We start from the raw sequence: 21,390 nt of genomic DNA, 5'->3' as shown, positions 1-21,390 counted from the left end.
AAAAGTTCCAGTGCCGCGGCGCCCCGGCGGCATCCTCTTTCGCCGCGCAGGGGAAAGCGGTTGCGGCCGGCCGGCCGCTTTGCTACAAAAACGGTGTGCGCCCCCGGGCCAAGCGCCCGCCACCTCCAACCCCGCCGCGCCATGAACGCCACCTCCCTTGAACAGCAAGTCCTCTGTATCATCTGCAGCGTTTTTGACGCGCATTCCGCCGTGCTCTTCCTGCCGGAAGAGATCGACGACGCCTGCCGGCTTTCCGCGGCCTTCAGCCTTGGGGACAGCATTTGTGAAGATGCCGTCATCCGCCCGGGCGCCGGCCTTGTGGGCTGGATCATCCGCAACCGCCAGCCGCTCCTGCTGACGCATTTCGACCAGCGGCCCAGCAATCTCGGCTATTACGTAGACGGCGCGGAAACCGGCATCAAGGCCTTCATGGGCTGCCCGGTGCCCACGGGCGGCGTGCTCTGCGTGGACAGCAAGCGGCAGTATTCCTTCTCCGACAAGGACGCCAAGCTCCTCCAGCTCTTCGCCGAGCTCATCGCGCGCCTCGAGACCAATCTCCCCGGGGAGGACATGGCGGGCGACATCCCCCGCTATTTCGCCGAGCTCGGCGTCATCCAGGACCTGCGCTTCCGCTACAAGCGCTGGCCGGTCTTCCTCGAGAACTTCCTGCTCACCATGCGCGACGCCACGGGCTTCGAATATTGCGCCTTCGCCTCGCTCGACCCGGGCGGCGACGAGTATTGCGTGGAGGCCGAATCCCGGCCGCTTCTTTTGAGGGACGGCGCCCCCGCCTGTCGGCCCCTGGGCGCGGGCCTCGTGGGCTGGGCCTTCCGCGACGAGCAGCCCGTCTTTGTGGACGATGAGGCCGCCGCGGCCCCCACGGCGCTCTTCGGCAAGGTGGAGGGCGCCCCGGACTTCAGGACGGCCATCTGCATGCCGGTCATGGTGCACAAGACCGCGCGCGGCGTGCTCTGCCTCGCGCGCACCGGCGCGGGCAGCATCGACGAGGGCCTGCGCAGCTTCGTCAGGCAGGCCGTGGACCATCTCGGCCTCTTCCTCGAAAATCTCTATCTCCGCACGCGGCTCAAGGCCCTGTTGCCCAAGGCCACCGTGGAGAGCGACGGCGCGCGCGTCTTTGACCCCGACATGGCGCCGGCGCCGCCCCGCGAAGAACGCTGACCATGTTCCCGCGCCGTTTCCTGCGGCTCTTCGCCACCGACATCGCCATGGACCTGGGCACGGCCAACACCCTGTTGGCCACCAAAAAGCATGGCATCGTGGTCAACGAGCCCTCGGTGGTGGCGCTGGACGCCCGCACGGGCGCCGTGCTCGCCGTGGGCACGCAGGCGCGCGGCTATGTGGGGCGCACGCCCGCGGCCATCCGCGCGGTGAGGCCCATGCAGAACGGCGTCATCGCCGACTTTGACGTGACCAGGGCCATGATCTCGCACTTCGTGCGCAAGGCCATCGACGGCTGGCGGCTGGTCAGGCCCTCCATGGTCATCTGCGTGCCCTCGGGCGTGACCCAGGTGGAGAAGCGGGCGGTCATCGACGCGGCGCAGCTCGCCGGGGCCGATGACATCGCTCTCATCGAGGAGCCCATGGCCGCGGCCCTCGGCGCCGACCTCCCCATCCGCGAGCCCGTGGGCAACATGGTGCTCGACATCGGCGGCGGCACCAGCGAGGTGGCCGTCATCTCGCTCGGCGGCGTGGCGGCGGCGCAGTCCGTACGCGTGGCCGGCGACGCCATGACCCACGCCGTGCAACGCTACCTGCGCGAGGTCTTCCGCATGGAGGTGGGCGAGAACACGGCGGAGAACGTCAAGATCCTTCTGGGCTCCGCCTGGCCCCAGCCCGACGCGCCCGTGCTCGAGGTGTCCGGCAAGGATCTCGTGCAGGGGCGTCCCCGGGCCGTCACCGTGAGCGAGGGCCATATCCGCGAGGCGCTGGCCGAGCCGCTCCAGGCCGTGCGCGACACGGTGCTCCGCGCGCTGGAGGCCACACCGCCCGAGCTCGCCGCGGACGTGAGCCGCAACGGGCTCTTGCTCGCCGGCGGGGGCGCGCTGCTCAAGGGGCTGGACCAATACCTCGCCCGCGAGACCCGCCTGCGCGTCTTTGTCGACACCGACCCGCTCACCACGGTGCTGCGCGGCACCGCCCGCGCCATGGCCGACCGCAAGGGCTTTGCGTCCGTCTTTATCAATTGAAAAAGCAGGGATACGGCATGAGGGAGATCGCGGGCCGCGACGCGGCCGCACTGCTGGAGGGCTGCGTGCGCCTCGTGCGCCAGGCGGGAGCCACGATCCGCGAGCGCTGGGACGGCCCGAGCCAGGTCACGCACAAGGGCGCCGTCGACCTTGTGACGGATACGGACCTCGCCGTGGAGGCCTTTCTCAAGGAGGGGCTGGGGGCGCTTCTGCCCGGATCGGCCTTCCTCGCGGAGGAGAGCAGCGCGCCCGCAGGGCCGGCGGCCGATTCCGGCCCCTGCTGGATTATCGACCCGGTGGACGGCACCACCAACTTCGTGCACCGGCTGGCGCAGATGAGCACCTCCGTGGCCCTGTGGGCGGACGGCGCGGTGCAGCTCGGCGTGGTGAACGGGCCCATGCTCGGGCCGGAGGGCGAATGCTTCTCGGCCCTGCGCGGGGCCGGAGCCTTCCTCAACGGGCGGCGCCTTTCCGTGTCCCGCGCGGGAGCGCTCACCGACGCGCTGGCCTGCACGGGCTTTCCCTACGAGCTTGCGGGGCGGCTCGAGCTGGTGCTGGAGCGGCTCAGGCGGGTGCTCCCGGCCACGCAGGGCATGCGGCGCCTGGGCTCGGCCGCGCTGGACCTCGCCTTCGTGGCAGCGGGGCGGCTGGACGTGTTTTATGAAGACTGGCTCAAGCCCTGGGATCTCGCCGCGGGCTGGCTCCTGGTGGAGGAGGCCGGGGGCACGGTGAGCGGCCTTGACGGCGCGCCCTTCCGCTTCGGCGAGGCGCTGCTGGCGACGAATGGCCCCCTGCATCCGGCCATGGTGGCGCTGTTGGGGCCGACGCTGGAGCGGGCCTAGGCGTTCATTTCTGCTCAGCAAGCCACCCGGCGCGCACGGCGTGGCGCAAAAGCGGCGCAAGGATGGGCGGCTCCTGCCCGGCGAGCCCGGCCAGCTCCACGGCGTCCAGCAGGGGCAGGCCCTCGGGCGCGAAGGCGCCCGGCGCGGCCATCTCCCGGGCGGTGGCCACCGCGATGCGCGCCGCGAAAAGGGTCAAGAACGCCATGCCGGTCTCGGCGCAGGCGTCCACCCGGCGCAGCACGCGCGGGGCGATGCCGGCGAGGCGCCATTCCGCCTCGAGGAGGCGCCGGCAGCAATCTTCCGTGGCCTCCATGGCCTGTGGGAGCGCCCGGGAGGAAAAGTCCCAGCCGTCCGCGCCCGGCCTGAGGAGCGCGCGGCCTTGGGCATCGAATATGGCGAGAGCGACCGCGCGGTGGCGCAGCCCCTGCCTGAGGAGCACGGCTTCCGGCAGCAGGCAGAGCGGCCGGCCGGCCTCGTCCACCACCTCCCGGAGCGCGGGGCCCGGGGACTGCGGCGGGAGCCGCAGAGGCGGCAAGGGGGAGCTCTGGGGCATGGTTTCTCCTCACGAAGTGGCAAAAACCGCGGCGGAGCTTGCCGCGCGGCGGCTTGACGCGGCGAGCGCCCGCGCCGTGTGGGAGCTGGAGCGCCGCTGCTTCACGCTCCCGTGGAGCGAGGAGCAATGCCGCGCCGCCTTCGGCCAGCCGGCCTTCGCGGCCTTCGGCCTCTGGAGCGGCCCGCGCCTTCTCGCCTATATCTCCCTGTACCACGCGGGGTCGCCGGCCCACCTATCCTACGCCCCTTGCGGGGAACTGGAAATCCTCAATCTCGCGGTGGAGCCTGCCGCGCGGCGCCGGGGCTGCGGGCGCCGGCTGCTCCTGCTGGCCTTGCAAGCCGGGCGCAAAATGGGTATGCAAAAAGCGATTCTCGAGGTGCGCGAGGGCAATGCCCCGGCGCTCGCCCTCTACCGGGCGAGCGGCTTTCACGAGACCGGCCGCCGCCGCCGCCGCTATTATGCCGATACGGGCGAGGACGCCCTCGTGCTCGAATGCCCCCTTGCCGAACCAGCGGCCCGCGCCCCGGCCTGAGGCGCGAGGCCATATCAGGTCACAAAGGAGAGCCCCATGCAGAAGATCATCGCCGCCAACTGGAAGATGCACAAGATCCGCCCGCAGGCTGGAGAGACGGCCGCGGAACTGGCGCTGGCCCTCAAGGGCGGAACGCCCCTCGAGCGCCTCGCCGTGGTGTTCGCGCCCTTCACCGACCTCGCCGTGGTGGCCGACGCCGTGGCCGGGGTGAAAAACCTCGAGGTGGGCGCCCAGAATTTCTACCCCGAGGAGCAGGGCGCCTTCACGGGCGAGATCTCGCCGGCCATGGTGCGCGACGCCGGCGGCCAGTGGCTGCTCACCGGCCATTCCGAGCGCCGTCACATTTTTGGCGAATCCGACGCCCTGGTGGCCCGCAAGACGGCCTACGGCCTCGAAAAGGGCTTCAAGGTCATGCTCTGCGTGGGCGAGACCCTTGAGGAGCGCGAGGCCGGGCACCTCCACGACGTGCTGGAGCGCCAGCTCAAGACCGCCATCGAGCCCATGGACGCCACCCTGCGCGCCAAGCTCGCCGGGAGCTTCGCCATCGCCTACGAGCCCGTGTGGGCCATCGGCACCGGCAAGGTGGCCGGCCCGGCGGAAGTGCTGGACGCGCACCTCGTCACGCGCAACATCCTCACCAATATCCTCGGCGTGGCCGCGCAGGACCTGCCCATCCTCTACGGCGGCAGCGTCAAGCCCGACAACGCCGGCGCGCTCATTAACCTTGACAACGTGGACGGTCTTCTGGTAGGTGGCGCTTCTTTGGAAGCCAAGAGCTTTCTCCAGATTCTGGGCGCGTGACCCGCCGAAGCGCGGGTGCCGGCGCGCCCCGCGGCATGGCCCCGGCCCGTCATGGTACTGGCCGGTCGTGCCGCGGGCCGGGAGGAATTTGTGCAGACCCTTATTCTCACACTGCATATCATTGTCTGCGTCCTGCTCGTCATCCTCATCCTGCTCCAGTCGGGCAAGGAGGGCATGGGCGTTATCTTTGGCGGCGGCGGCAACACCTCGGTCTTCGGCAGCAGCGGGGCCGGGGGCATCCTCGCCAAGCTCACGACGCTCATGGCCATCATCTTTGTCATCACGTCCCTGAGCTATACCTATGTGACGAGCGCCCGGCCCAGCAACGAGTCCACCATCCTCAACGTGAAGATCGAGGAGCCCGAGGCCCCGGCGCGCACGGCCCCGGCGGCGCCTGAGGGGGCAGCCCCTGAGGCGCCCAAGGGTTCAGAACCCGGCGCCAAGGCCCCTGCCGCGGGGGCAGCCCCTGCGCAGACCCCGGCGCCGGACGCGGCCGCCGGCACAGCGGCACCGCAAAAGCCCTAGGCCCCATCACTCCAGCCAAGAAAAAGCCGTGGCCCTGCCGCGGCTTTTTTCATGGGTCAGGAAGTGGGTGCAGGGGGAGACATGATGTCCGACACTGACGAATTTTCCGACAATCCTTTTCGCAAGCTCGATGCGGCGCGCTTTCCCGCCAAGAGGGGGCGGGGCGCGAGCGGGAAGGCGGGTGCGGGGGCCGGCACCACGGTCCGCGCGCCCAAGGGCCCCCGGGCCGGGGCTGTGCCCGACACCGACCCCGAGGACGCGGCGCTGTTCATGGCCGCCATGAGCCGTGTGCAACCTGCGGAAACCAGCGCGCGGGGCGGCTTCCGCCTGGCGGACACGGGCGCCCTGGACGAGGTGTCGAGCCCGAAAAAGCGGCGCCGGGCTCGCGCCAAGCAGGAAACGGCTGCGGCCCAAGCTCCCGGGCCGCTTGCGGAGAGCGTGGACAGGGCGCCCGGGCCCCCGGCCCCCGCTGAAGACGAGGAGAGCGCGGCCTTTTTGCGCGCCATGGGCGATGCCCGGCCGCTCGCGGGGCGCGGCCGCGAGGTGGCGCCCGTGACGGAAACGGCCACGCCGCCCCCGGCAAGCGGGCTCAGCTTTCGCGAGCTCATGGAAGGCACGCTGGAATTCGCCGTCTCCCACTCCGACGAATACCTTGAAGGCCACGTGGTCGGGCTCGACCCGCTCATCATGGGGCGCCTGCGCGCCGGAGGCCTCAGCCCCGAGGCCCATCTCGACCTCCACGGCCTCAATTCCGTCCAGGCATTCGAGGCCCTGCGCGACTTCATGCGTGGCGCGTGGTTCAAGAGCCTGCGCGTGGTGCTCGTGGTGCCGGGGCGGGGCCGCAATTCCCCGCAGGGGCGGGCCGTGTTGCGCGAAAAGCTCCAGCTCTGGCTCACCCAGGAGCCCTTCAAGCGCGCGGTGCTCGCGTTTTGCACGGCAAGGCCGCATGACGGCGGCCCGGGCAGCGTGTACGTCCTTTTGCGGAAGTTCCGCAAGAAGGGCCGCATCTTCTGGGAGCGCATGCCCATGGACCCCGACCTCGTGTAGGGGGATGCCGCCGCCACCCGCCCGCCGTCTCAAATCGCTGGCACCCTTCTTGCTATCCCTCTGGCGACACCCGGCGGCGCCCGCTGCATGCGGGCGGGCCGTCAATGAAAGGGGGAGCGGATGTTCGGAGCCCAGAAAGACCCAAGCAGAACAGAAGAAGCAACGCCCAAGCGCGTAAAAAAGCAGCGCGAAGAGGGCAATGTTCCCAAGTCTGCGGAGCTCGGCAAGGCCGTGAGCCTTGCGGGCGGCATGATGGCGCTCTCGGTTTGGATCGGCCCCATGGCCGATTCCATCAAGGCTGTGTTCCGCCGTTTTCTCGTCCATTCCTGGGAGTTCGATCCCAATCCCCAGAACGTCTATATTTTGACGCAGGAGCTGATGATCGAGCTGTGCAAGATCATCATGCCCGTCATTCTCTTCCTGGCCTTCCTGGGCTTCCTCGCCCAGCGCATCCAGGTGGGCAAGCTCTGGACCACCAAGGTCTTCAAGTTCAAGTGGCAGCGCTTCAACATCTTCAAGGGCATCAAGCAGATGATGTTCTCGCCGCAGACGGCGCTGCGCACCATCAAGAGCCTGCTTTTCGCCATCATCCTCTGCATCATCCCCGGCTGGATCATCTGGCAGGAGCATGAAAACTTCCTGCCCATGTACTACGCCACCACTGAGGGCGTGGCGGCTTACATGCTCCAGATGGCCTTCAAGCTCGCCTGCTACGCGCTCGTGCCCATCCTCGCCATCACGGCCTTCGATGTCTGGCAGTCGCGCTTCGCCTACAAGGAAGGCATGAAGATGACCAAGGACGAGGTCAAGGACGAGCGCAAGCAGGCCGACGGCGACCCGGTGATCAAGAACAAGCAGCGCCAGAAGATGATGCAGATGGTGATGAAGCGCATGCTCCAGGACGTGCCCAAGGCCGATGTGGTCGTCACCAACCCGACGCACATCGCCGTGGCCCTGCGCTACAATGCCGACGAGTTCCCGGCGCCGGTCGTCCTCGCCAAGGGCGCCGACCACCTGGCCGAGAAAATCAAGGCCGTGGCCCGGGAACACAACGTGCCCATCCGCGAAAATGTACCTTTGGCACGAGCTTTGTATAAAGCAGTGGAAATCGGTGACATGATCCCCGAAGAGCTGTACAAGGCCGTGGCCACCCTGCTCGCCAGCATCTGGAAACTCAAGCCCAGAGCGGCCGCGTAGCGGGAAGGCCGGGAGAAGGGGGGTCGGGCCGGAACTACGGATGGGAGTGTCAAAACAATGGCAACGACAGGACTGCCTCAATTCGATTACAGCCGCTTTTCCAAGCATGGCGAGCTTGCCCTCGCGGCGGGCGTGGTCGTCATCCTCTTCGTCATGCTGGTGCCGCTGCCGACATTCTTCATGGATATCATGCTCTGCGTGAGCATATCCATTTCCCTGCTCGTCCTCGTGACGACCATGTTCATGAACTCGCCGCTCGAGTTCACCATCTTCCCCTCGCTCCTGCTCATCACCACCCTGCTCAGGCTGGCGCTCAACGTGGCCTCCACGCGCCTCATCCTGCTCAACGGTGATGCCGGCGTCGAGGCCGCGGGCAGCGTCATCCGCTCCTTCGGCGAATTCGTCGTGGGCGGCAGCTACGTTGTGGGTGGCGTCATCTTCATGATCATGTTCATCCTCAACAAGTCGGTCATCACCGCCGGCACCACGCGCATCGCCGAGGTGGCGGCCCGCTTCACTCTGGACGCCATGCCGGGCAAGCAGATGGCCATCGAGGCCGACCTCAACGCCGGCCTCATCGACGAGGAAGAAGCCAATGACCGCCGCCACGCCCTGCGCAAGGAGGCGGACTTCTACGGCGCCATGGACGGTGCCTGTAAATTTGTTTCCGGCGACGTGAACGCGGGCATGATGATCACCATGGTCAACATCGTGGGCGGCATCATCATCGGCGTTGTCCAGAAGGACATGGACTTCAGCTCCGCGCTCACCACCTATTCGCTCCTGACCATCGGCGACGGCCTGGTCTCCACCATCCCGTCGATCATCGTGTCCACGGCCACCGGCCTGCTCGTTTCCCGCGCGGCTTCCGAAGCCAAGATGGGCGAAGAGTTCCTGGCGCAGCTCACCTTCAACAGCCAGGCGCTCAAGATGGTCTCCGGCGTGCTCGTGGTGTTCGCCCTGGTGCCCGGCCTCCCGGCCATCCCCTTCCTCGTGCTCGCGGTGCTGCTCTTCCTCGTGTCCCGCGTTTCCGCCAAGGACGAGGCCGAGGGTGCGGAAGGCAAGAAGAACGCCAAGGCCAAGGCCAAGAGCGGCGGCGCGTCCTCCCCGGCCACCGCCGACACCCCCGAGGAAGTGCAGGCGCTGCTCCCGCTCGACACCCTCGAGCTCGAGGTGGGCTACGGCCTCATCCCCCTGGTGGACGAAGAGCAGAGCGGCAACATCCTCTCCCGCATCCGCTCCATCCGGCGGCAGTTCGCCCTCGACATGGGCGTGGTCATCCCCTCGCTGCACCTGCGCGACAACCTCCAGCTCAAGCCCGGCCAGTACTCCCTGCTCATCAAGGGCAACCAGGTGGCTTCGGCGGAGATCCTTGTGGACCACTTCCTGGCCATGGACCCGGGCAACGTCACCACCCACATCAGCGGCATCGAGACGCGCGAGCCGGCCTTCAACCTGCCCGCCATCTGGATCCCGGAAAGCCAGCGCGAAGAGGCCATGCTCGCGGGCTACACCGTGGTGGACCCGGCGACGGTCATCGCCACGCACCTGACCGAAGTGTTCAAGCGCCACCTCGCCGACTTCCTCGACCGGCAGGCCGTGCAGGGGCTGCTCGACACGGTGGCCAAGCACTCGCCCAAGGCCGTGGAGGACCTCGTGCCCGGCACCATCAGTCTGGGCGGCGTCCAGAAGGTGCTGCAGCTGCTCGTGCGCGAAAACGTGAGCATCCGCGACATGCTGACCATCGTGGAGACCCTGGGCGACTTCGGCGGCGGCGTGAAGAACCCCGAAATGCTGGCCGAGTATGTGCGCGAAAAGCTCTCCCGCTCCATCGTGCGCCCCTACCTCGACAGCCAGGGCGTGCTGCCGGTGCTCACCCTGAACGGCAACGCCGAGCGCATGGTGCAGGAGGGCATCCGCCAGACCGACAACGGCGCCACCTTCCTGTCGCTCAACCCGGCGGCGGCGCAGCGCCTCATGCAGAACATCGGCGCGGCCGTGGAGAACGCGGTCAACACCGACGGCCAGCCCGTCATCCTGGCGAGCCCCATGGTCCGGCCGCACCTGGCGCAGCTCATCACGCGCTTCATGCCCACGGTCCCGGTCATCTCCCAGGCCGAGATCCCGGCGGACATCCGGCTCCAGTCCGTGGGCACGGTGGGCGCCGAGTAGGCCGCCCCCATCCTGAATACTGACACTCCCGAACCCGCCAGCCGTCCCCCGGCTGGCGGGTTTTTGACATTAAAATCCCGTTTTACACTGGCGCTTTTTTTGCATATTTTGGGTGTGCGCCGCCGAAGGAACGGCGGAGGCACGGGGCGCGGCTTGCCGCGCGGCAAAGGAAGCGGACCATGCAGGTAAAGACATTCACCGGCGCGTCGTCGCAAGAAGTGCTTGCGCGGGTCAAGGCCGAGATGGGGCCGGATGCCGTCATTCTCGGCAACCGCACCTACCGCAAGAACGGCGTGGTCTGCCATGAAATCACGGCCGGGCTCGAGCGCCCGGGCCCCGGCGCGCCCGCGCAAGGGCCGGGCGGCGGCGAGACGCCCCCCAGCGGCTGGAACGAATGGCACAGGGAGTGGATGCAGATCAAGGATCAGCTCTACGCCCTCATGAAGCCGGCCATCCAGCTCGAGCGGCTGACCCCGCGCCAGCGCGTGGCGCTGGAATATCTCCAGCGCGAGGGCGTGGCCGACTCCGTGGCCGTGGGCCTCTACAACCGGCTTCTGGCCGATCCCGGGGCATCGGTGCTCGAATGCCTCGCCGGCATGGTGCCGGTGAAGCCGTGGGGCGCCGCGGAATGGCCGCAGCGGCTGCACCTTCTGACCGGCCCCTTCGGCGCCGGCAAGACCACCACGGCCCTGCGCTTTGCGCTCCAGCTGCGGGCGCATGACGCGGGCCTGCAGGTGGCCTTCATCAACGCCGACTGCCTGCGCGGCAACGGCCGCCTGGTGCTCAGGCACTGGGCCGAGCTTTCCGGTTTCGTCTATCTGGAGGCGGCCGACCGCGAGACCATGGCCCGCGCGCTCACGCAGACCTCCGGGGCGGACGCCGTGTTCATCGATGTGCCGGGCATGACGGCCGGCGAAACGCTCGCCGAGTGGCGCGAGGCCATGGGCCTTGACGCCGTGGCCGTGGACGAGGCGGCGAGCCATCTGGTGCTGGCGCCCTTTCTGGACGCCCTCCAGACCAAGGAATTTCTCGGGCGCTACCACGCCGAGGGCCCGGCGAGCATCGTCTGGGCCAAGCTGGACGAAGCCGTGAGCTTCGGCACCATCGTCAATGTGGGCGCCGGCGCGGGGCTGCCCGTTTCCGCCTTGTCCTACGGGGCGGAACTCAAGGAAAGCCTCTCCCCGGCCACGGAGCCGCTCATCTGGCGGCTGGTATTCAAGCGGCAGATCCCCGGCCATGCGGCGCCGCCCCCGCGGCCCAAGGCGGCCGCCCCGGGGCGCGCCGCCGGCAGGCTGGCCGGGCGCACGGCCTGAGCACGCACTGAGCGCTATCACGCGGAGCATTTATGAGTGACACGCTACCCCTCGTCATGTCCGTCACTTCCGGCAAGGGCGGCGTCGGCAAGACGAACCTCTCCGTCAACCTGGCCTGCTGCCTCGCCCGCATGGGCAAGCGCGTGGTGCTCGTCGACGCGGACCTCGGGCTCGCCAACGTGGACGTGGTCCTCGGGCTGACCCCGCAGAAAAATCTCTTCCACCTCTTCCACGAGGGCGCCTCCCTGCGCGACGTGCTCTTTGAAACGCCCTACGGCTTCAGCATCCTCCCCGCCTCCTCGGGCGTGGAAGGCATGCTCGCCCTGACCACGGGCCAGAAGCTGGAGCTTCTGGAATCCGTGGGCGAGCTGGAGGACGAGGTGGACTGCCTTTTGGTCGACACCGGCGCGGGCATCAGCGACAATGTGCTCTATTTCAACCTCGCCGCGCAGGAGCGCCTTGTGGTGCTCACGCCCGAGCCCACCTCGCTCACTGACGCCTATGCGCTCATCAAGGTGCTCAAGCAGACGCACGGGGTGGAGCATTTCAAGGTCTGCGTCAACATGGCCCACGACGAGAAGAGCGCCAGGGAGATCTTCTCGCGCCTCTACCAGGCCTGCGACCACTTCCTCGGCGGCGTTTCGCTGGATCTCGCGGGCGTCATCCCGCGCGATACCGCGGTGCGCGAGGCCGTGGTCGCCCAAAAGCCCCTCTGCGTGGGCGACAGGGCGGGGCGGCCGGCCGCGCTCGCCATCGAGCGCCTGGCGCAGACGGTCTCCCGCTGGGAGCCGCCGCGCCAGACCGACGGCAACATCAAGTTTTTCTGGAAAAAACTCCTGTTCGGCTAGCGCCGGACTTGTGACCACCGAGCCGTCACCCCGCCGGGCGGGCAGAGGGGAGGCGGTAACCTCAAGGGCGGGCTGGCCCCGCCGGGAGACGAAGAGGCACAACGCGGGAAGGATGCAATGAAAAGCGGCACTGCGCACGCCGATGTCCTCCAGCCCTGGGAATCGCTGGAGACGGGCGCCACAGAATGGGGGGACTTTTCGCCCCACGAGCAGGAACAGATCGTGCGCCACTATGCGCCCAAGATCCGCTTCCTCGCGCTCAGGCTCAAGGCCAAGCTGCCCAAGAGCGTGGAGCTCGGCGAGCTCATCAGCTCGGGCACGCTGGGCCTCATGGAGGCCTTGGGCAAGTTCCGGCCCCAGCTCGGCATCCGCTTCGAGACCTATGCGGAAAACCGCATCCGCGGCGCCATGCTGGACGAGCTGAGGCGGCTCGACTGGTTCCCGCGCTCGCTGCGCCAGCGCGTGCGCGTGCTCGACGAGGCCATGCGCAGCGTGGAGCACGAGCACGGCCGCCAGGCCACCGAGGAGGAGCTCCAGCGCATCACCGGCCTCGAGCTTCGGGAGGTGCGCCAGGGCCTCGAGGCCCTGCAGAACCAGCTCTGGCTCTCGCTGGACGCCATCCAGGACAGCGTCTCGGGCGACACCGTGGAAAACGGCGGCGAGCCCTACAGCGACACGGCCATGCGCGAGCTCGCCGAGCGCGTGGCCCCGCTCATCGAGCGCTTGACGCCAAGGGAAAAGTTGGTACTGTCGCTCTACTATACGGATGAACTGAACATGCGCGAGACCGCCGAGGTGATGGGCATCACCGAGGGCCGCGTCTCGCAGCTCCACACGCAGGCCCTGAACCGCCTGCGCCGGGAGTTCGTCAGCCGCTACGGCGAATCCGAAGATCTCTGAACCGCGGGGGAAGAGCCATGCCCTACAATCCCAATATGCGTGTCCTCATCGTGGACGATTTCTCCACCATGCGCCGCATCGTGCGCAACATCCTGCGCCAGCTCGGCTTCAACAACGTGGTGGAGGCTGATGACGGCACCACCGCCTGGGAGACCCTCAACCGCGAAAAGATCGACTTCATCGTCTCGGACTGGAACATGCCCAAGATGACGGGCATCGAGCTTCTGCGCAAGGTGCGCGCGAGCGAGCAGTTCGCGGATACGCCCTTCCTCATGGTCACGGCCGAGGCCCAGCAGGAAAATATCATCGAGGCCGCGCAGGCGAAGGTCTCCAACTATATCGTCAAGCCCTTCACGGCCGATACACTCAAGCAGAAGATCGACAAGATCTTCCCCTAGCGGCCAGCACGTTTGGTGGGCGCCATGAAGCGCCTGCCCCCGGGGTGACGAGGTGGCAGAGACCCAGGTGAAACAGGCGGCCCCGCTCGACGTGGAGGTGGGGGGCTCGGGAGGCCAGCTCAAGAAGGTGGAGCTGGATCTCGACGACGCGCCCTTTCTTGAGGAAGAGAAGCCCGCGGCCCCGCCCGTGCCGCGCGGCGACGACACGCCGGCCACGCCCGACGAGGCGGCCGCCGGCGCGGGCAAGGGCAAGCGCAAGAAGCTCCTTTTGCTTGGCGCCATCGCCGGCGTGGTGCTGCTCGTGGCCGCCGCGGCCGTGTGGTGGTTCATGTTCCGCACGCCGCCCCCGCCGCCGCCGGAACCGCCCAAGCCGGATGTGGTGGTGGTGCCCTCCGCGCCCGCCGCGCGGTCCACGCCGGATATCGTCAAGGAATTCGCGCCTTTCGTTGTGCCGAGCCACCAGCCGGAAGACGGCACGCGCTTCCTTGTCTGCAAATTTTCCGCCATCATCAAGGACCCGGCCGTGGGCCGCGAGATGGACCAGCGCATGCTCTCGCTGCGCGACGCCATCTATTACTACCTGCGCAGCAAGGACAACGCCTTCCTCATGGACGCGCACAACGGCCCGCAGATCAAGTCCGACCTTTTGGGCGTGCTCAACGATTACATGGCGCAGGGCAAGATCGAGGACATCCTGTTCGAGAGCTACCTGAACCAGTAGCCGGGGAGCACAGTTGCTTTGCCTCCCTTCCTTAAGTCCGTCTTGAGCAGAGCGAAAGACGGGTGCTTGTGCCGGAAGAATCCTAAAAAATAAGATTTTTCGGTGCTGGCAAGGAAGATAAAAATTTTCGCAGGGAGTGTACTCAAGTACTCGACCAAGAAAATTTTTCTCTGACGCAGGCAGCACCGAAAAGGCTGTTTTTGACGGATAATTTCGGCAGTAGAGGAGCAGCACGATTCCCAGCAGAGCGGCCGCGACGCACAGGTAAAGCGCTGCCGCAACAAGCCGCCGTCGCGCGGAGGGCTCCATGAGCATCGACACCACCATGGCCGTGCTCTACGCCCAGAGCGGGCTCTCCACTTCCGTGGCCAACGCCGCGGCCGTGGCGCCCCAGGCCTCGCTCGCCATGTCGCGCGTGCTCGCCGCCGAACAGGCGCGGATGGAGCGCCAGCAGGTGGAAAAGAGCGAAAAGACCGACGGGCCGGACATCCAGCCGGACGGGCATCACGGCTCCTCGTGGTTCGGCAGCCGGCGCTGGCGCGGGCGGCGGGCGCCGCTGGAGGCCGAAGAGCCGGACGGGGCGCGGCCCTCGGCATCACCGCTGGTGGGCAACTTGCTCAATGTCAGGGTGTAGGGCTGGGCGGTAGCGGCCAGGTCGCTCTGGAAGCGGGGTGTGAGCGGACCATGCGGAAGCCTTGATTTCGCATGCGAGTTGGCGTTTGGCTGTGCGTCTTGGGTAATGCCGAAATTATCCGTCAAAAACAGTCTTTTAGCTTCCGGCTTCGTCAGAAAAAAATTTCCTCGGTCGAGTACTTAAGTACACTCCCTTCGGAAATTATTTTTCTTCCTCGCCGGAACCTAAAAATCTTATTTTTTAGGATTCTTCCGGCACCAGCACCCGTCTTCCGCTACGCTCCAGACGGACTGAAGGAAGTACTCTCCACTACATCGTATGGCATAACAACGCGGAAGAACGGCGAATGGCTCCAACATCCACCACGCGTCTCCAACGCGGGGACGGCTCCCATGCCCAATGACCTTCTCTTCCTCATCTTCATCGGCTTCTGCACCCTGCTCGAGCTCTTCGTGCTCGGCGGGGCGCTCGTGTTCTACCTGCGCCTGCGCCGCTCCGAGAGCCTGCTCAACACCCTGCAGGACAACCAGCAGAGCCTGCTCGCGCGCATCGAGATGAACGCCCGCCTCGAGCGGGAGATCGTCGCCACCTTCGCCCAGCGCCAGGCCGAATTGCGCGAGCTGGACGAAAAGCTCTCCGACCGCGTGGCTGAACTCAAGCGCCTCCTGGAGCAGGCCGAGGGCATCTCGCGCTCGCCGCAGTTTTTGCGCGAAATCATCCTCAACGGGCGCCGCAAGGGGCTTTCCAGCCGCCAGATCGCCCGCAATGCCGGCCTCAGCGTGGACGAGGTGGAGCTCATCCTCGCGCAGGAGCCCTAGACCCCATGGCGCACGACAAGACCCCTAAAACCAACGCCGCCCGCCTGCTCGACCGGCTGGGCATCGCCTACACGCTGCACCATGTGGAGGTGGACGAGAGCGACCTCTCGGCCACCACGGTGGCGGCGCGCCTCGGCGTGGAGCCGGCGCGGGTGTTCAAGACGCTGGTGGCGCGCGCCGACGGGCCGGGCGTGGTCATGGCCTGCATACCGGCGCCGGCCGAGCTCTCGCCCAAGGCGCTGGCCGCCGCCTCGGGCAGCCGGCATGCGGCCATGGTGCCACTTGCCGAGGTGCGCCCGCTCACGGGCTATGTGCGCGGGGGCTGCTCCCCGCTGGGCGCGAAAAAGGCCTATCCCGTCTTCATGGATGAAAGCGCCCGCAGGTGGGAGCGCATCTTCGTAAGCGCGGGACAGCGCGGCGTGCAGCTTGAGCTCGCCCCCGGGGACCTTGCCCGGGCCTGCGGCGCGGTTTTCGCCGACCTCACGCGCGGCTGAAGGGGCCGCCCCGGCCCTGCTCCCGCTCTCCTTCCGCCCTGGCTTTTTCTCTCAGCCTCAAGCCCTCGGCCCAGGCCGCTTCATAGGCCGGGATGAGCGCCTGTTGCGCTTCGCTGCCCCCGGCAAGCGTTTGCAGGATCAGCGCCTTTTTTTGCGCATAGGCATCCGGCGCCAGCTCGGCCATGAGCCGCGCGAGCGACGCGCGCGTGGCAGTGCTGTCCTGCCCGAGGGCGGCTTCCACGCGCAGCAGGCGCTCGCAATCCGCGAAGGAGCACGAATCCCTCATGCGCATGGCGCGGCGGTAGAGGTCGAGCGCGGCCCCCGGCTGGCCGTTTTTTTCAAGCCAGGCGCCGAGCAGCGCATAACCCTCGTCCCAGAGCGGTTCCTCGGTGAGCAGTTCAAGGCAGAGCGCCGGGTCAAAGGGCCGCAGCCGGGGGAGCAGCCGCGCGGAGACCGCCGGGGTCACCGTCACGCGCGGCTCGAGCTCCGGCAGGACGCTCAGGCAGTAGCCGTCCGCGGCCACGAGGTCCGGCAGGTCCACGAGGCGGTCGAGGCGCCATTTTTGGTACAGGCGCAGGGTATTCTCGGCCTCATGGCCGAAGCGGCGCGGCGTCCTGCTCTCGAGGTGGATGACCCGGCTTTCGGGCACGCATGTGTGCCGGAGGCCCGCGGCGCCCAGCCTGAGCCCGAGGTCCACATCCTCAAAGCCGTTGACAAAGCCCTCGTCAAAGCCGCCGGCGGAAAGGAAGAGCTCGCGCGGCAGCAGCAGCGCCGCCGCGGTAAGCGCCTGGAGGAAACGCCGTTTTTGCGCCAGCGGGTGCCGGGCGGGGAGGCCGCGGTACAGGTGGCGCACCTTGTTGCCGGGCTGGATGGCGATGCCGAGGTGTTGCACCGTGCCGTCGGGATAGGTGAGCAGCGGCCCCGCCGCCCCGAGGCGCGGCACGCTGTGGAAGCGGCGCAGGAGCGGCGGGAGCCAGCCTTGCGTGAGCAGGGTGTCGTTATTGAGGAAGAAGACGAAGTCCCCGCGGGCCTCGCGCGCCCCGGCATTGCAGGCCGGGGCGAAGTTGCGGTTCCTCTCGAAGCGGAGATGGCGGAAGGCGGCGCCGAAGAGCGCGGCGCCCAGTGCCGGGAGCTCCCGCGCCGTCTCGTCCGTGGAGCCGTTGTCGGCCACGATGACCTCGAGCGGCTGGCCTGCGGTGCGCGCGAGGCTTTTCAGGCAGTCCCGCGTGAGGGCGAAGTTGCCGTGGACCGGGATGACCACGGAAACGGCGGGCGCTTCCGGCATGCGGCCTCCCGCGCGTCTTACCAGCGCTCGCGGTGGATGCGCTCGGGCATGAAGCGGCTGGCCTCGGCGAAGGGCTGGGCCGGGTGGCCGGCGCAGACGAGGCCGAGCGGGACGACGTGATCCGGGATGCCGAGGATGGCGCGCACCCTGGCCACGCGCTCGGCATCGGGGTGCAACGCGCACCAGACCGTGCCGATTTCGAGGCCCCGCGCCGCGATGAGCATGTTCTCGATGGCCGCGGAGCAGTCCTGCACCCAGCGGCCGCCGGCCTTGTCCTCATTGAGGTCGCCGCAGACCACGATGACCACCGGCGCCTGCGCCGCCATCTTCACATAGGGCGTGGCCTCGGAAAGCTCCCCCCTGAGGCCCGCGTCGCGCACCACCACGAAGGCCCAGGGGCGCTCGTTCTTGGCGCTCGGGGCCAGCATGGCGGCCTTGAGCATGGTTTCCACGTCCGCGTCGCTCACGGGCTGGTCGGTATATTTGCGGATACTGCGCCGCGTGAACAGGGCTTCAAACACATCCATGGCGGGCTCCTTTGCTGGATCTTGTGGCGCGTTTCGCGCCCCGTGCGCCCCGATTATGCCCGCTTGGGCCGGAAAGTAAAGGCATGGGCGTCCTTGCGGCCGGCGCGCCGCCATGCTAGGCTGGGGGGAGAGGAGTGCGCCCATGGAAGTTCCCTTTCTCTCCGAAATCGTCATCATCTTCCTGCTCTCCATCGGCGTCACCCTCGTCTGCAACCGGCTCCGGCTGCCGGCCACGGTGGGCTTCCTCATCACCGGCGTGCTCTGCGGCCCCTCCCTGCTCGGCATCGTCAGCGACCGCGAGGCCATCGACCAGGTGGCCGAGGTGGGCGTGGCCATGCTGCTCTTTACCATCGGCATGGAACTTTCCGGCGATGCCTTGAGCCGCCTCAAGCGGCCGGTGTTTCTCGGCGGCAGCCTCCAGATCGGGCTCACCATCGCGGCCGTGGCCGGGCTCGCGCTCGCCTACGGCACCACCTGGCAGCGGGGCGTCTTCTGGGGCTGCCTCGTGGCGCTCTCCTCCTCGGCCATCGTATTGCGCATCTTGCAGGAGCGCGGCACCAGCAGCACGCCCACGGGCCGGCTCTCGCTCGCCATCCTCGTCTTCCAGGACATCATGGTGGCGCCCATGCTGCTCTGCGTGCCCCTGCTCGCCGGTACGCTGGACCTCTCGCTGGAGCAGGCCGCGCTTTCCGTGCTCAAGGTGGCGCTCATCCTGGGCGGCGTGCTCGTGGTGGCGCATTTCGGTCTCAACCGCCTCATGGAGGCGGTGATGCGCACGCGCACCCGCGAGATACTGCTGCTCACCACCCTCGGGCTCTGCCTCGGCATGGCGCTGCTGACGAGCGCCCTCGGGCTCTCGCTTTCGCTGGGCGCCTTCCTGGCCGGGCTGCTCCTTGCGCGCTCGCAGTACAGCATGAGCGTCATTTCCGGCATCCTGCCCTACCGCGATGTGTTCATGAGCCTGTTCTTCATCTCCGTGGGCATGATGCTCAACGTCGGCTATTTCACGCAGCACTTTGTCGCCATCATCGTGGGCACCCTGCTCTTCCTGCTCCTCAAGAGCGTGCTCACCCTGCCCGCGGTGCTCGTGCAGGGCTATCCCCTGCGCGCGGCCATCATCACGGCCCTCTCGCTCGCGCAGGTGGGCGAATTTTCCTTCGTGCTCGCGGCGCAGGGTCTTGCGGCCGGCCTTTTCGACATGGAATCCTACCAGAATTTCCTCGCCGTGAGCGTGCTCACCATGATGCTCACCCCGGGCCTCATCTCGGCCGCGCCCTCCGTCGCCGCCGCCGTGGACCGCCTGCGCCGCAAGCGCGTGCCCGCCGTGGCGGAGGAGGAGGGCAGGAAGCACGAAGGGCTCGAAGACCATCTCATCATCGTGGGCTTCGGCATCAGCGGCAAGCACCTCGCCCATGTGGCGCACGAGTCCGGCATCCCGTACACCATCCTTGAAATGAACCCGGAGACCGTGCGCCGCTACCGTGACAAGGAGCCCATCTCCCACGGCGACGCCACGCAGCCCATCGTGCTGGAGCACCTCGGCGTGGAAAAGGCGCGCGTGCTCGCCATCATCATTTCCGACCCGGCGGCCGTGCGCGCCATCACCATCGAGGCGCGCAAGCTCAACCCGAACCTGCACATCGTGGCGCGCACGCGCTTCGTGACCGAGGTGGGGCCGCTGCACAGCCTTGGCGCCAACGAGGTCATCGCCGAGGAATTCGAGACCTCCATCGAGGTCTTCAGCCATGTGCTCTCGCAATACCTCGTGCCCCGGCAGGACATCGACGCCTTCGCGGCGCACCTGCGCGAGGCCAATTACCGCATGATCCGGCGCATGAGCAGCGCCGTGGACTCGCTCACCGACGCCGTTGGGCGCCTCCCGGACATGGGCGTGCAGGCCATGCGCGTGGGGCCCGGCTCGCCCCTCTGCGGGCAGGAGCTCAAGGATTGCGGGCTTCGGCCCAACTACGGGGTCACGGTGGTCGCCATCCTGCGCCATGACAACGTGGAGGCCGCCCCCGGGCCGCACTTCCGCTTCGAGGTGGACGACGTGGTCTATATCTTCGGCCGCACGGACAAGCTCATGGCCGTCAAGCCCGTCTTTTCGGGGCCCGTGCGCGGGCAGGACGACCCGGGGCCGCAGGCGGCCATCGCCTGAGCCGGCGCCCGCGTCGCTCCAGCGCTTTTTCAGTCTTCCGGCCGCGCGAAGGGCCAGTCCCCCACCGCGAGCGGCACGCTCGCGCCGATTTCCGCCAGCGCCCTCCGCACGGCGTCTTCCTGCCGCGGGGAAAACACCACTTTAAGCAGCGCGGCCTTGCGCTCCAGCACGGTGAAGAGGGCAAGGTTCTCGTACGCTTCGAGGAAAAAGCGGAAGATCGCCACGTCCCCCGGCGCCAGGCGCACGAGCAGGCGCCCGCTGTGCCTTGGCGGCGGGGCGCAGGGCCGCGGACTCATACCGCCCAGGCCGCCCAGCGGGCGAGGATGACGAGGCCGATGCCCACGGCGATGGTGACGAAATAATTTTTCGTCTTCCAGGCCACCAGGAAGGTGGGGATGGAGACCATGAGGAAGAGGTTGCCGGTGGAGAGGTCGAAACGGCCGTCATAGATGAAGATGTCCGGCGCCACCAGCGCCGCCATGACGGCCACGGGCACGAAGTCGAGCCAGCGGCGCAAGAGCGGCGGCAGCGAATCCCCGCGCAAAAAGGTCACGGGCAGCACCTTGGGGAGCACGGTCACGAGGGTGGCGCAGACCACGCAGAGCAACAGCGCCTCGTGCTCTCCGGCCCACGCGAAGAGGCCGCTCATGCCGCGTCCTCCGGCCCGGCGCGCTTCTGGCGCAGGGAGAGCACAAGGCCCAGGGTGGCGCCGGCCACCGTGGCCACAGCCACGTTCCACTGGCTCATGCCCCCCGCCTTGAGCGCCACCGAGAGCGCGCCGGTGAAGATGGCGATGAGCACATGCAGCCGGCTTGCGCACTGGGGCACGAGCAGCGCCAGGAACATGGCGGTGATGGCGTAGTCGAGCCCGAGCGGGCGCACGTCGTTGACGAGGTTGCCGCAAAAGGCGCCGATGGTGCAGCCGGCCACCCAGGAGAGGTGGGTGGTGGAATTGCAGATATACATGGTGGCCGTGTTGAGCGGCCAGCCCTCCTGCAGGGCCGTGATGTGCACCGCGAAGGTCTCGTCCGTGAGCCCGAGCCCGAGCAGGAAGCGCTTGATGCGCGAGATGCGCGAGAGCCAGGGCGATTCCGCGGCGGACATGAGCAGGTAGCGCAGGTTCACAATGCCCACCGCCGCCGCCGTGGAGAGGATGCCCGCGCCGCCGCCCCAGAGGCTTGCGAACACGAACTGCCCCGAGCCCGAAAACATGAGCACGGCCATGGCCACGGCGAGCCCCGCGGGGATGCCGTTTTTCACGGCGAGCACGCCAAAGGCGAAGCCCACGGGCACATAGCCGAGGGTGATGGGGAGCGCGCGCCGAAGCCCCTCGGCCCAGGCCGGCCCGGGCTGGCGCACGCTGGCAGTTGCTGGCATCAGGCTATCCTTGCCGGGCGAGGGCCGCCCCGGGCGCATGC

24 protein-coding genes are annotated in these 21,390 nt (G+C 67.9%); 18 read left to right on the top strand and 6 right to left on the bottom strand.

The features are described 5' to 3' along the window. Positions 1 to 141 precede the first annotated feature (141 nt). Genes G7Y54_RS10920 through G7Y54_RS10910 form a run of 3 tightly spaced genes read left to right on the top strand, consistent with a single transcriptional unit; the run spans position 142 to position 3,049 of the window. Positions 142 to 1,179, top strand: coding sequence for a GAF domain-containing protein (locus tag G7Y54_RS10920; RefSeq protein WP_165079332.1), 1,038 nt, complete (start codon positions 142 to 144; stop codon positions 1,177 to 1,179). Between the two features lie 2 nt (positions 1,180 to 1,181). Next, positions 1,182 to 2,207: a rod shape-determining protein gene (locus tag G7Y54_RS10915; protein ID WP_165079333.1), complete on the top strand. Its 1,026-nt coding sequence runs from the start codon at positions 1,182 to 1,184 to the stop codon at positions 2,205 to 2,207. Between the two features lie 17 nt (positions 2,208 to 2,224). Then, on the top strand, positions 2,225 to 3,049 hold the full coding sequence (locus G7Y54_RS10910; protein ID WP_165079334.1) for an inositol monophosphatase family protein: 825 nt from the start codon (positions 2,225 to 2,227) through the stop codon (positions 3,047 to 3,049). A gap of 4 nt (positions 3,050 to 3,053) precedes the next feature. On the opposite strand, the gene G7Y54_RS10905 is transcribed toward G7Y54_RS10910, so the two are convergent. After that, positions 3,054 to 3,602, bottom strand: coding sequence for an NUDIX hydrolase (locus G7Y54_RS10905; RefSeq protein WP_165079335.1), 549 nt, complete (start codon positions 3,600 to 3,602; stop codon positions 3,054 to 3,056). Here G7Y54_RS10905 and G7Y54_RS10900 point away from each other — a divergent pair. From G7Y54_RS10900 to ybaK, 14 genes are all read left to right on the top strand, one after another. Beyond that, complete coding sequence (locus tag G7Y54_RS10900; protein ID WP_165079336.1) at positions 3,601 to 4,134, top strand: GNAT family N-acetyltransferase; 534 nt, start codon at positions 3,601 to 3,603, stop codon at positions 4,132 to 4,134. The genes G7Y54_RS10905 and G7Y54_RS10900 overlap by 2 nt on opposite strands. Positions 4,135 to 4,170: 36 nt before the next feature. Next, a complete protein-coding gene (gene tpiA / locus G7Y54_RS10895) occupies positions 4,171 to 4,935 on the top strand; it encodes a triose-phosphate isomerase (RefSeq protein WP_165079337.1) in 765 nt (254 codons plus the stop codon). Between the two features lie 90 nt (positions 4,936 to 5,025). Further along, complete coding sequence (gene secG / locus G7Y54_RS10890) at positions 5,026 to 5,460, top strand: preprotein translocase subunit SecG (protein ID WP_165079338.1); 435 nt, start codon at positions 5,026 to 5,028, stop codon at positions 5,458 to 5,460. 81 nt (positions 5,461 to 5,541) lie between these two features. After that, complete coding sequence (locus tag G7Y54_RS10885) at positions 5,542 to 6,507, top strand: Smr/MutS family protein (RefSeq protein WP_241159462.1); 966 nt, start codon at positions 5,542 to 5,544, stop codon at positions 6,505 to 6,507. 120 nt (positions 6,508 to 6,627) lie between these two features. Further along, positions 6,628 to 7,704, top strand: coding sequence for a flagellar biosynthesis protein FlhB (gene flhB / locus G7Y54_RS10880; RefSeq protein ID WP_165079339.1), 1,077 nt, complete (start codon positions 6,628 to 6,630; stop codon positions 7,702 to 7,704). A gap of 57 nt (positions 7,705 to 7,761) precedes the next feature. After that, positions 7,762 to 9,876 (top strand): flagellar biosynthesis protein FlhA, encoded by a 2,115-nt coding sequence (flhA, locus tag G7Y54_RS10875; protein WP_165079340.1) that lies wholly within the window; start codon positions 7,762 to 7,764, stop codon positions 9,874 to 9,876. Between the two features lie 179 nt (positions 9,877 to 10,055). After that, positions 10,056 to 11,189, top strand: coding sequence for a flagellar biosynthesis protein FlhF (locus tag G7Y54_RS10870; protein ID WP_165079341.1), 1,134 nt, complete (start codon positions 10,056 to 10,058; stop codon positions 11,187 to 11,189). Between the two features lie 32 nt (positions 11,190 to 11,221). Then, complete coding sequence (locus tag G7Y54_RS12705) at positions 11,222 to 12,037, top strand: MinD/ParA family protein (protein ID WP_165079342.1); 816 nt, start codon at positions 11,222 to 11,224, stop codon at positions 12,035 to 12,037. A 117-nt stretch (positions 12,038 to 12,154) separates the two neighbouring features. Then, positions 12,155 to 12,937 carry a FliA/WhiG family RNA polymerase sigma factor gene (locus G7Y54_RS12700; protein ID WP_165079343.1) on the top strand — a complete coding sequence of 261 codons (783 nt, stop codon included), beginning with the start codon at positions 12,155 to 12,157 and terminating at the stop codon, positions 12,935 to 12,937. 17 nt (positions 12,938 to 12,954) lie between these two features. Continuing rightward, positions 12,955 to 13,335 carry a chemotaxis response regulator CheY gene (locus G7Y54_RS10860; protein ID WP_165079344.1) on the top strand — a complete coding sequence of 127 codons (381 nt, stop codon included), beginning with the start codon at positions 12,955 to 12,957 and terminating at the stop codon, positions 13,333 to 13,335. Positions 13,336 to 13,387: 52 nt separating this feature from the next. Beyond that, complete coding sequence (locus G7Y54_RS10855; protein WP_165079345.1) at positions 13,388 to 14,056, top strand: flagellar basal body-associated FliL family protein; 669 nt, start codon at positions 13,388 to 13,390, stop codon at positions 14,054 to 14,056. 307 nt (positions 14,057 to 14,363) lie between these two features. Next, positions 14,364 to 14,690 (top strand): hypothetical protein, encoded by a 327-nt coding sequence (locus G7Y54_RS10850; RefSeq protein ID WP_165079346.1) that lies wholly within the window; start codon positions 14,364 to 14,366, stop codon positions 14,688 to 14,690. A gap of 392 nt (positions 14,691 to 15,082) precedes the next feature. After that, positions 15,083 to 15,508 carry a hypothetical protein gene (locus G7Y54_RS10845; RefSeq protein WP_165079347.1) on the top strand — a complete coding sequence of 142 codons (426 nt, stop codon included), beginning with the start codon at positions 15,083 to 15,085 and terminating at the stop codon, positions 15,506 to 15,508. 5 nt (positions 15,509 to 15,513) lie between these two features. Further along, on the top strand, positions 15,514 to 16,002 hold the full coding sequence (ybaK, locus tag G7Y54_RS10840; protein WP_165079348.1) for a Cys-tRNA(Pro) deacylase: 489 nt from the start codon (positions 15,514 to 15,516) through the stop codon (positions 16,000 to 16,002). Here ybaK and G7Y54_RS10835 read toward each other — a convergent pair. Next, positions 15,989 to 17,287, bottom strand: a complete 1,299-nt coding sequence (locus G7Y54_RS10835; protein ID WP_165079349.1) for a glycosyltransferase family 2 protein — start codon at positions 17,285 to 17,287, stop codon at positions 15,989 to 15,991. The genes ybaK and G7Y54_RS10835 overlap by 14 nt on opposite strands. A gap of 17 nt (positions 17,288 to 17,304) precedes the next feature. Further along, on the bottom strand, positions 17,305 to 17,814 hold the full coding sequence (locus G7Y54_RS10830; protein WP_165079350.1) for a nitroreductase family protein: 510 nt from the start codon (positions 17,812 to 17,814) through the stop codon (positions 17,305 to 17,307). Between the two features lie 142 nt (positions 17,815 to 17,956). Between G7Y54_RS10830 and G7Y54_RS10825 the strand changes: the two genes are divergently transcribed. Next, positions 17,957 to 19,972, top strand: a complete 2,016-nt coding sequence (locus tag G7Y54_RS10825) for a monovalent cation:proton antiporter family protein (RefSeq protein ID WP_165079351.1) — start codon at positions 17,957 to 17,959, stop codon at positions 19,970 to 19,972. A 29-nt stretch (positions 19,973 to 20,001) separates the two neighbouring features. Here G7Y54_RS10825 and G7Y54_RS10820 read toward each other — a convergent pair whose 3' ends face one another. Genes G7Y54_RS10820 through G7Y54_RS10810 form a run of 3 tightly spaced genes read right to left on the bottom strand, consistent with a single transcriptional unit; the run spans position 20,002 to position 21,349 of the window. Beyond that, complete coding sequence (locus tag G7Y54_RS10820; RefSeq protein WP_165079352.1) at positions 20,002 to 20,268, bottom strand: DUF4911 domain-containing protein; 267 nt, start codon at positions 20,266 to 20,268, stop codon at positions 20,002 to 20,004. After that, complete coding sequence (locus G7Y54_RS10815) at positions 20,265 to 20,621, bottom strand: AzlD domain-containing protein (protein WP_165079353.1); 357 nt, start codon at positions 20,619 to 20,621, stop codon at positions 20,265 to 20,267. The genes G7Y54_RS10820 and G7Y54_RS10815 overlap by 4 nt, the downstream gene beginning before the upstream one ends. Next, positions 20,618 to 21,349: an AzlC family ABC transporter permease gene (locus tag G7Y54_RS10810; RefSeq protein ID WP_165079354.1), complete on the bottom strand. Its 732-nt coding sequence runs from the start codon at positions 21,347 to 21,349 to the stop codon at positions 20,618 to 20,620. Before G7Y54_RS10810 ends, G7Y54_RS10815 begins: the two co-directional genes overlap by 4 nt. Positions 21,350 to 21,390: the final 41 nt, after the last annotated feature.

It is taken from the genome of Desulfovibrio sp. ZJ746, assembly GCF_011039155.1.
In the GTDB taxonomy this organism is placed as follows: Bacteria; Desulfobacterota; Desulfovibrionia; order Desulfovibrionales; family Desulfovibrionaceae; genus Desulfovibrio.
This window is presented reverse-complemented; position numbering and strand designations above follow the sequence as displayed.

Excerpts from the sequence above, each read along its gene's own strand:
- G7Y54_RS10920 (WP_165079332.1), top strand. The coding sequence starts at position 142 with ATGAACGCCACCTCCCTTGAACAGCAAGTCCTCTGTATCATCTGCAGC.
- G7Y54_RS10860 (WP_165079344.1), top strand. The coding sequence starts at position 12,955 with ATGCCCTACAATCCCAATATGCGTGTCCTCATCGTGGACGATTTCTCC.
- G7Y54_RS10845 (WP_165079347.1), top strand. The coding sequence starts at position 15,083 with ATGCCCAATGACCTTCTCTTCCTCATCTTCATCGGCTTCTGCACCCTG.
- G7Y54_RS10910 (WP_165079334.1), top strand. The coding sequence starts at position 2,225 with ATGAGGGAGATCGCGGGCCGCGACGCGGCCGCACTGCTGGAGGGCTGC.
- G7Y54_RS10825 (WP_165079351.1), top strand. The coding sequence starts at position 17,957 with ATGGAAGTTCCCTTTCTCTCCGAAATCGTCATCATCTTCCTGCTCTCC.
- G7Y54_RS10915 (WP_165079333.1), top strand. The coding sequence starts at position 1,182 with ATGTTCCCGCGCCGTTTCCTGCGGCTCTTCGCCACCGACATCGCCATG.
- flhB (WP_165079339.1), top strand. The coding sequence starts at position 6,628 with ATGTTCGGAGCCCAGAAAGACCCAAGCAGAACAGAAGAAGCAACGCCC.
- G7Y54_RS12705 (WP_165079342.1), top strand. The coding sequence starts at position 11,222 with ATGAGTGACACGCTACCCCTCGTCATGTCCGTCACTTCCGGCAAGGGC.
- G7Y54_RS10850 (WP_165079346.1), top strand. The coding sequence starts at position 14,364 with ATGAGCATCGACACCACCATGGCCGTGCTCTACGCCCAGAGCGGGCTC.
- G7Y54_RS12700 (WP_165079343.1), top strand. The coding sequence starts at position 12,155 with ATGAAAAGCGGCACTGCGCACGCCGATGTCCTCCAGCCCTGGGAATCG.
- G7Y54_RS10900 (WP_165079336.1), top strand. The coding sequence starts at position 3,601 with ATGGTTTCTCCTCACGAAGTGGCAAAAACCGCGGCGGAGCTTGCCGCG.
- tpiA (WP_165079337.1), top strand. The coding sequence starts at position 4,171 with ATGCAGAAGATCATCGCCGCCAACTGGAAGATGCACAAGATCCGCCCG.
- G7Y54_RS10885 (WP_241159462.1), top strand. The coding sequence starts at position 5,542 with ATGATGTCCGACACTGACGAATTTTCCGACAATCCTTTTCGCAAGCTC.
- G7Y54_RS10870 (WP_165079341.1), top strand. The coding sequence starts at position 10,056 with ATGCAGGTAAAGACATTCACCGGCGCGTCGTCGCAAGAAGTGCTTGCG.
- G7Y54_RS10830 (WP_165079350.1), bottom strand. The coding sequence starts at position 17,814 with ATGGATGTGTTTGAAGCCCTGTTCACGCGGCGCAGTATCCGCAAATAT.
- G7Y54_RS10810 (WP_165079354.1), bottom strand. The coding sequence starts at position 21,349 with ATGCCAGCAACTGCCAGCGTGCGCCAGCCCGGGCCGGCCTGGGCCGAG.
- G7Y54_RS10905 (WP_165079335.1), bottom strand. The coding sequence starts at position 3,602 with ATGCCCCAGAGCTCCCCCTTGCCGCCTCTGCGGCTCCCGCCGCAGTCC.
- G7Y54_RS10835 (WP_165079349.1), bottom strand. The coding sequence starts at position 17,287 with ATGCCGGAAGCGCCCGCCGTTTCCGTGGTCATCCCGGTCCACGGCAAC.
- G7Y54_RS10820 (WP_165079352.1), bottom strand. The coding sequence starts at position 20,268 with ATGAGTCCGCGGCCCTGCGCCCCGCCGCCAAGGCACAGCGGGCGCCTG.
- G7Y54_RS10815 (WP_165079353.1), bottom strand. The coding sequence starts at position 20,621 with ATGAGCGGCCTCTTCGCGTGGGCCGGAGAGCACGAGGCGCTGTTGCTC.
- ybaK (WP_165079348.1), top strand. The coding sequence starts at position 15,514 with ATGGCGCACGACAAGACCCCTAAAACCAACGCCGCCCGCCTGCTCGAC.
- flhA (WP_165079340.1), top strand. The coding sequence starts at position 7,762 with ATGGCAACGACAGGACTGCCTCAATTCGATTACAGCCGCTTTTCCAAG.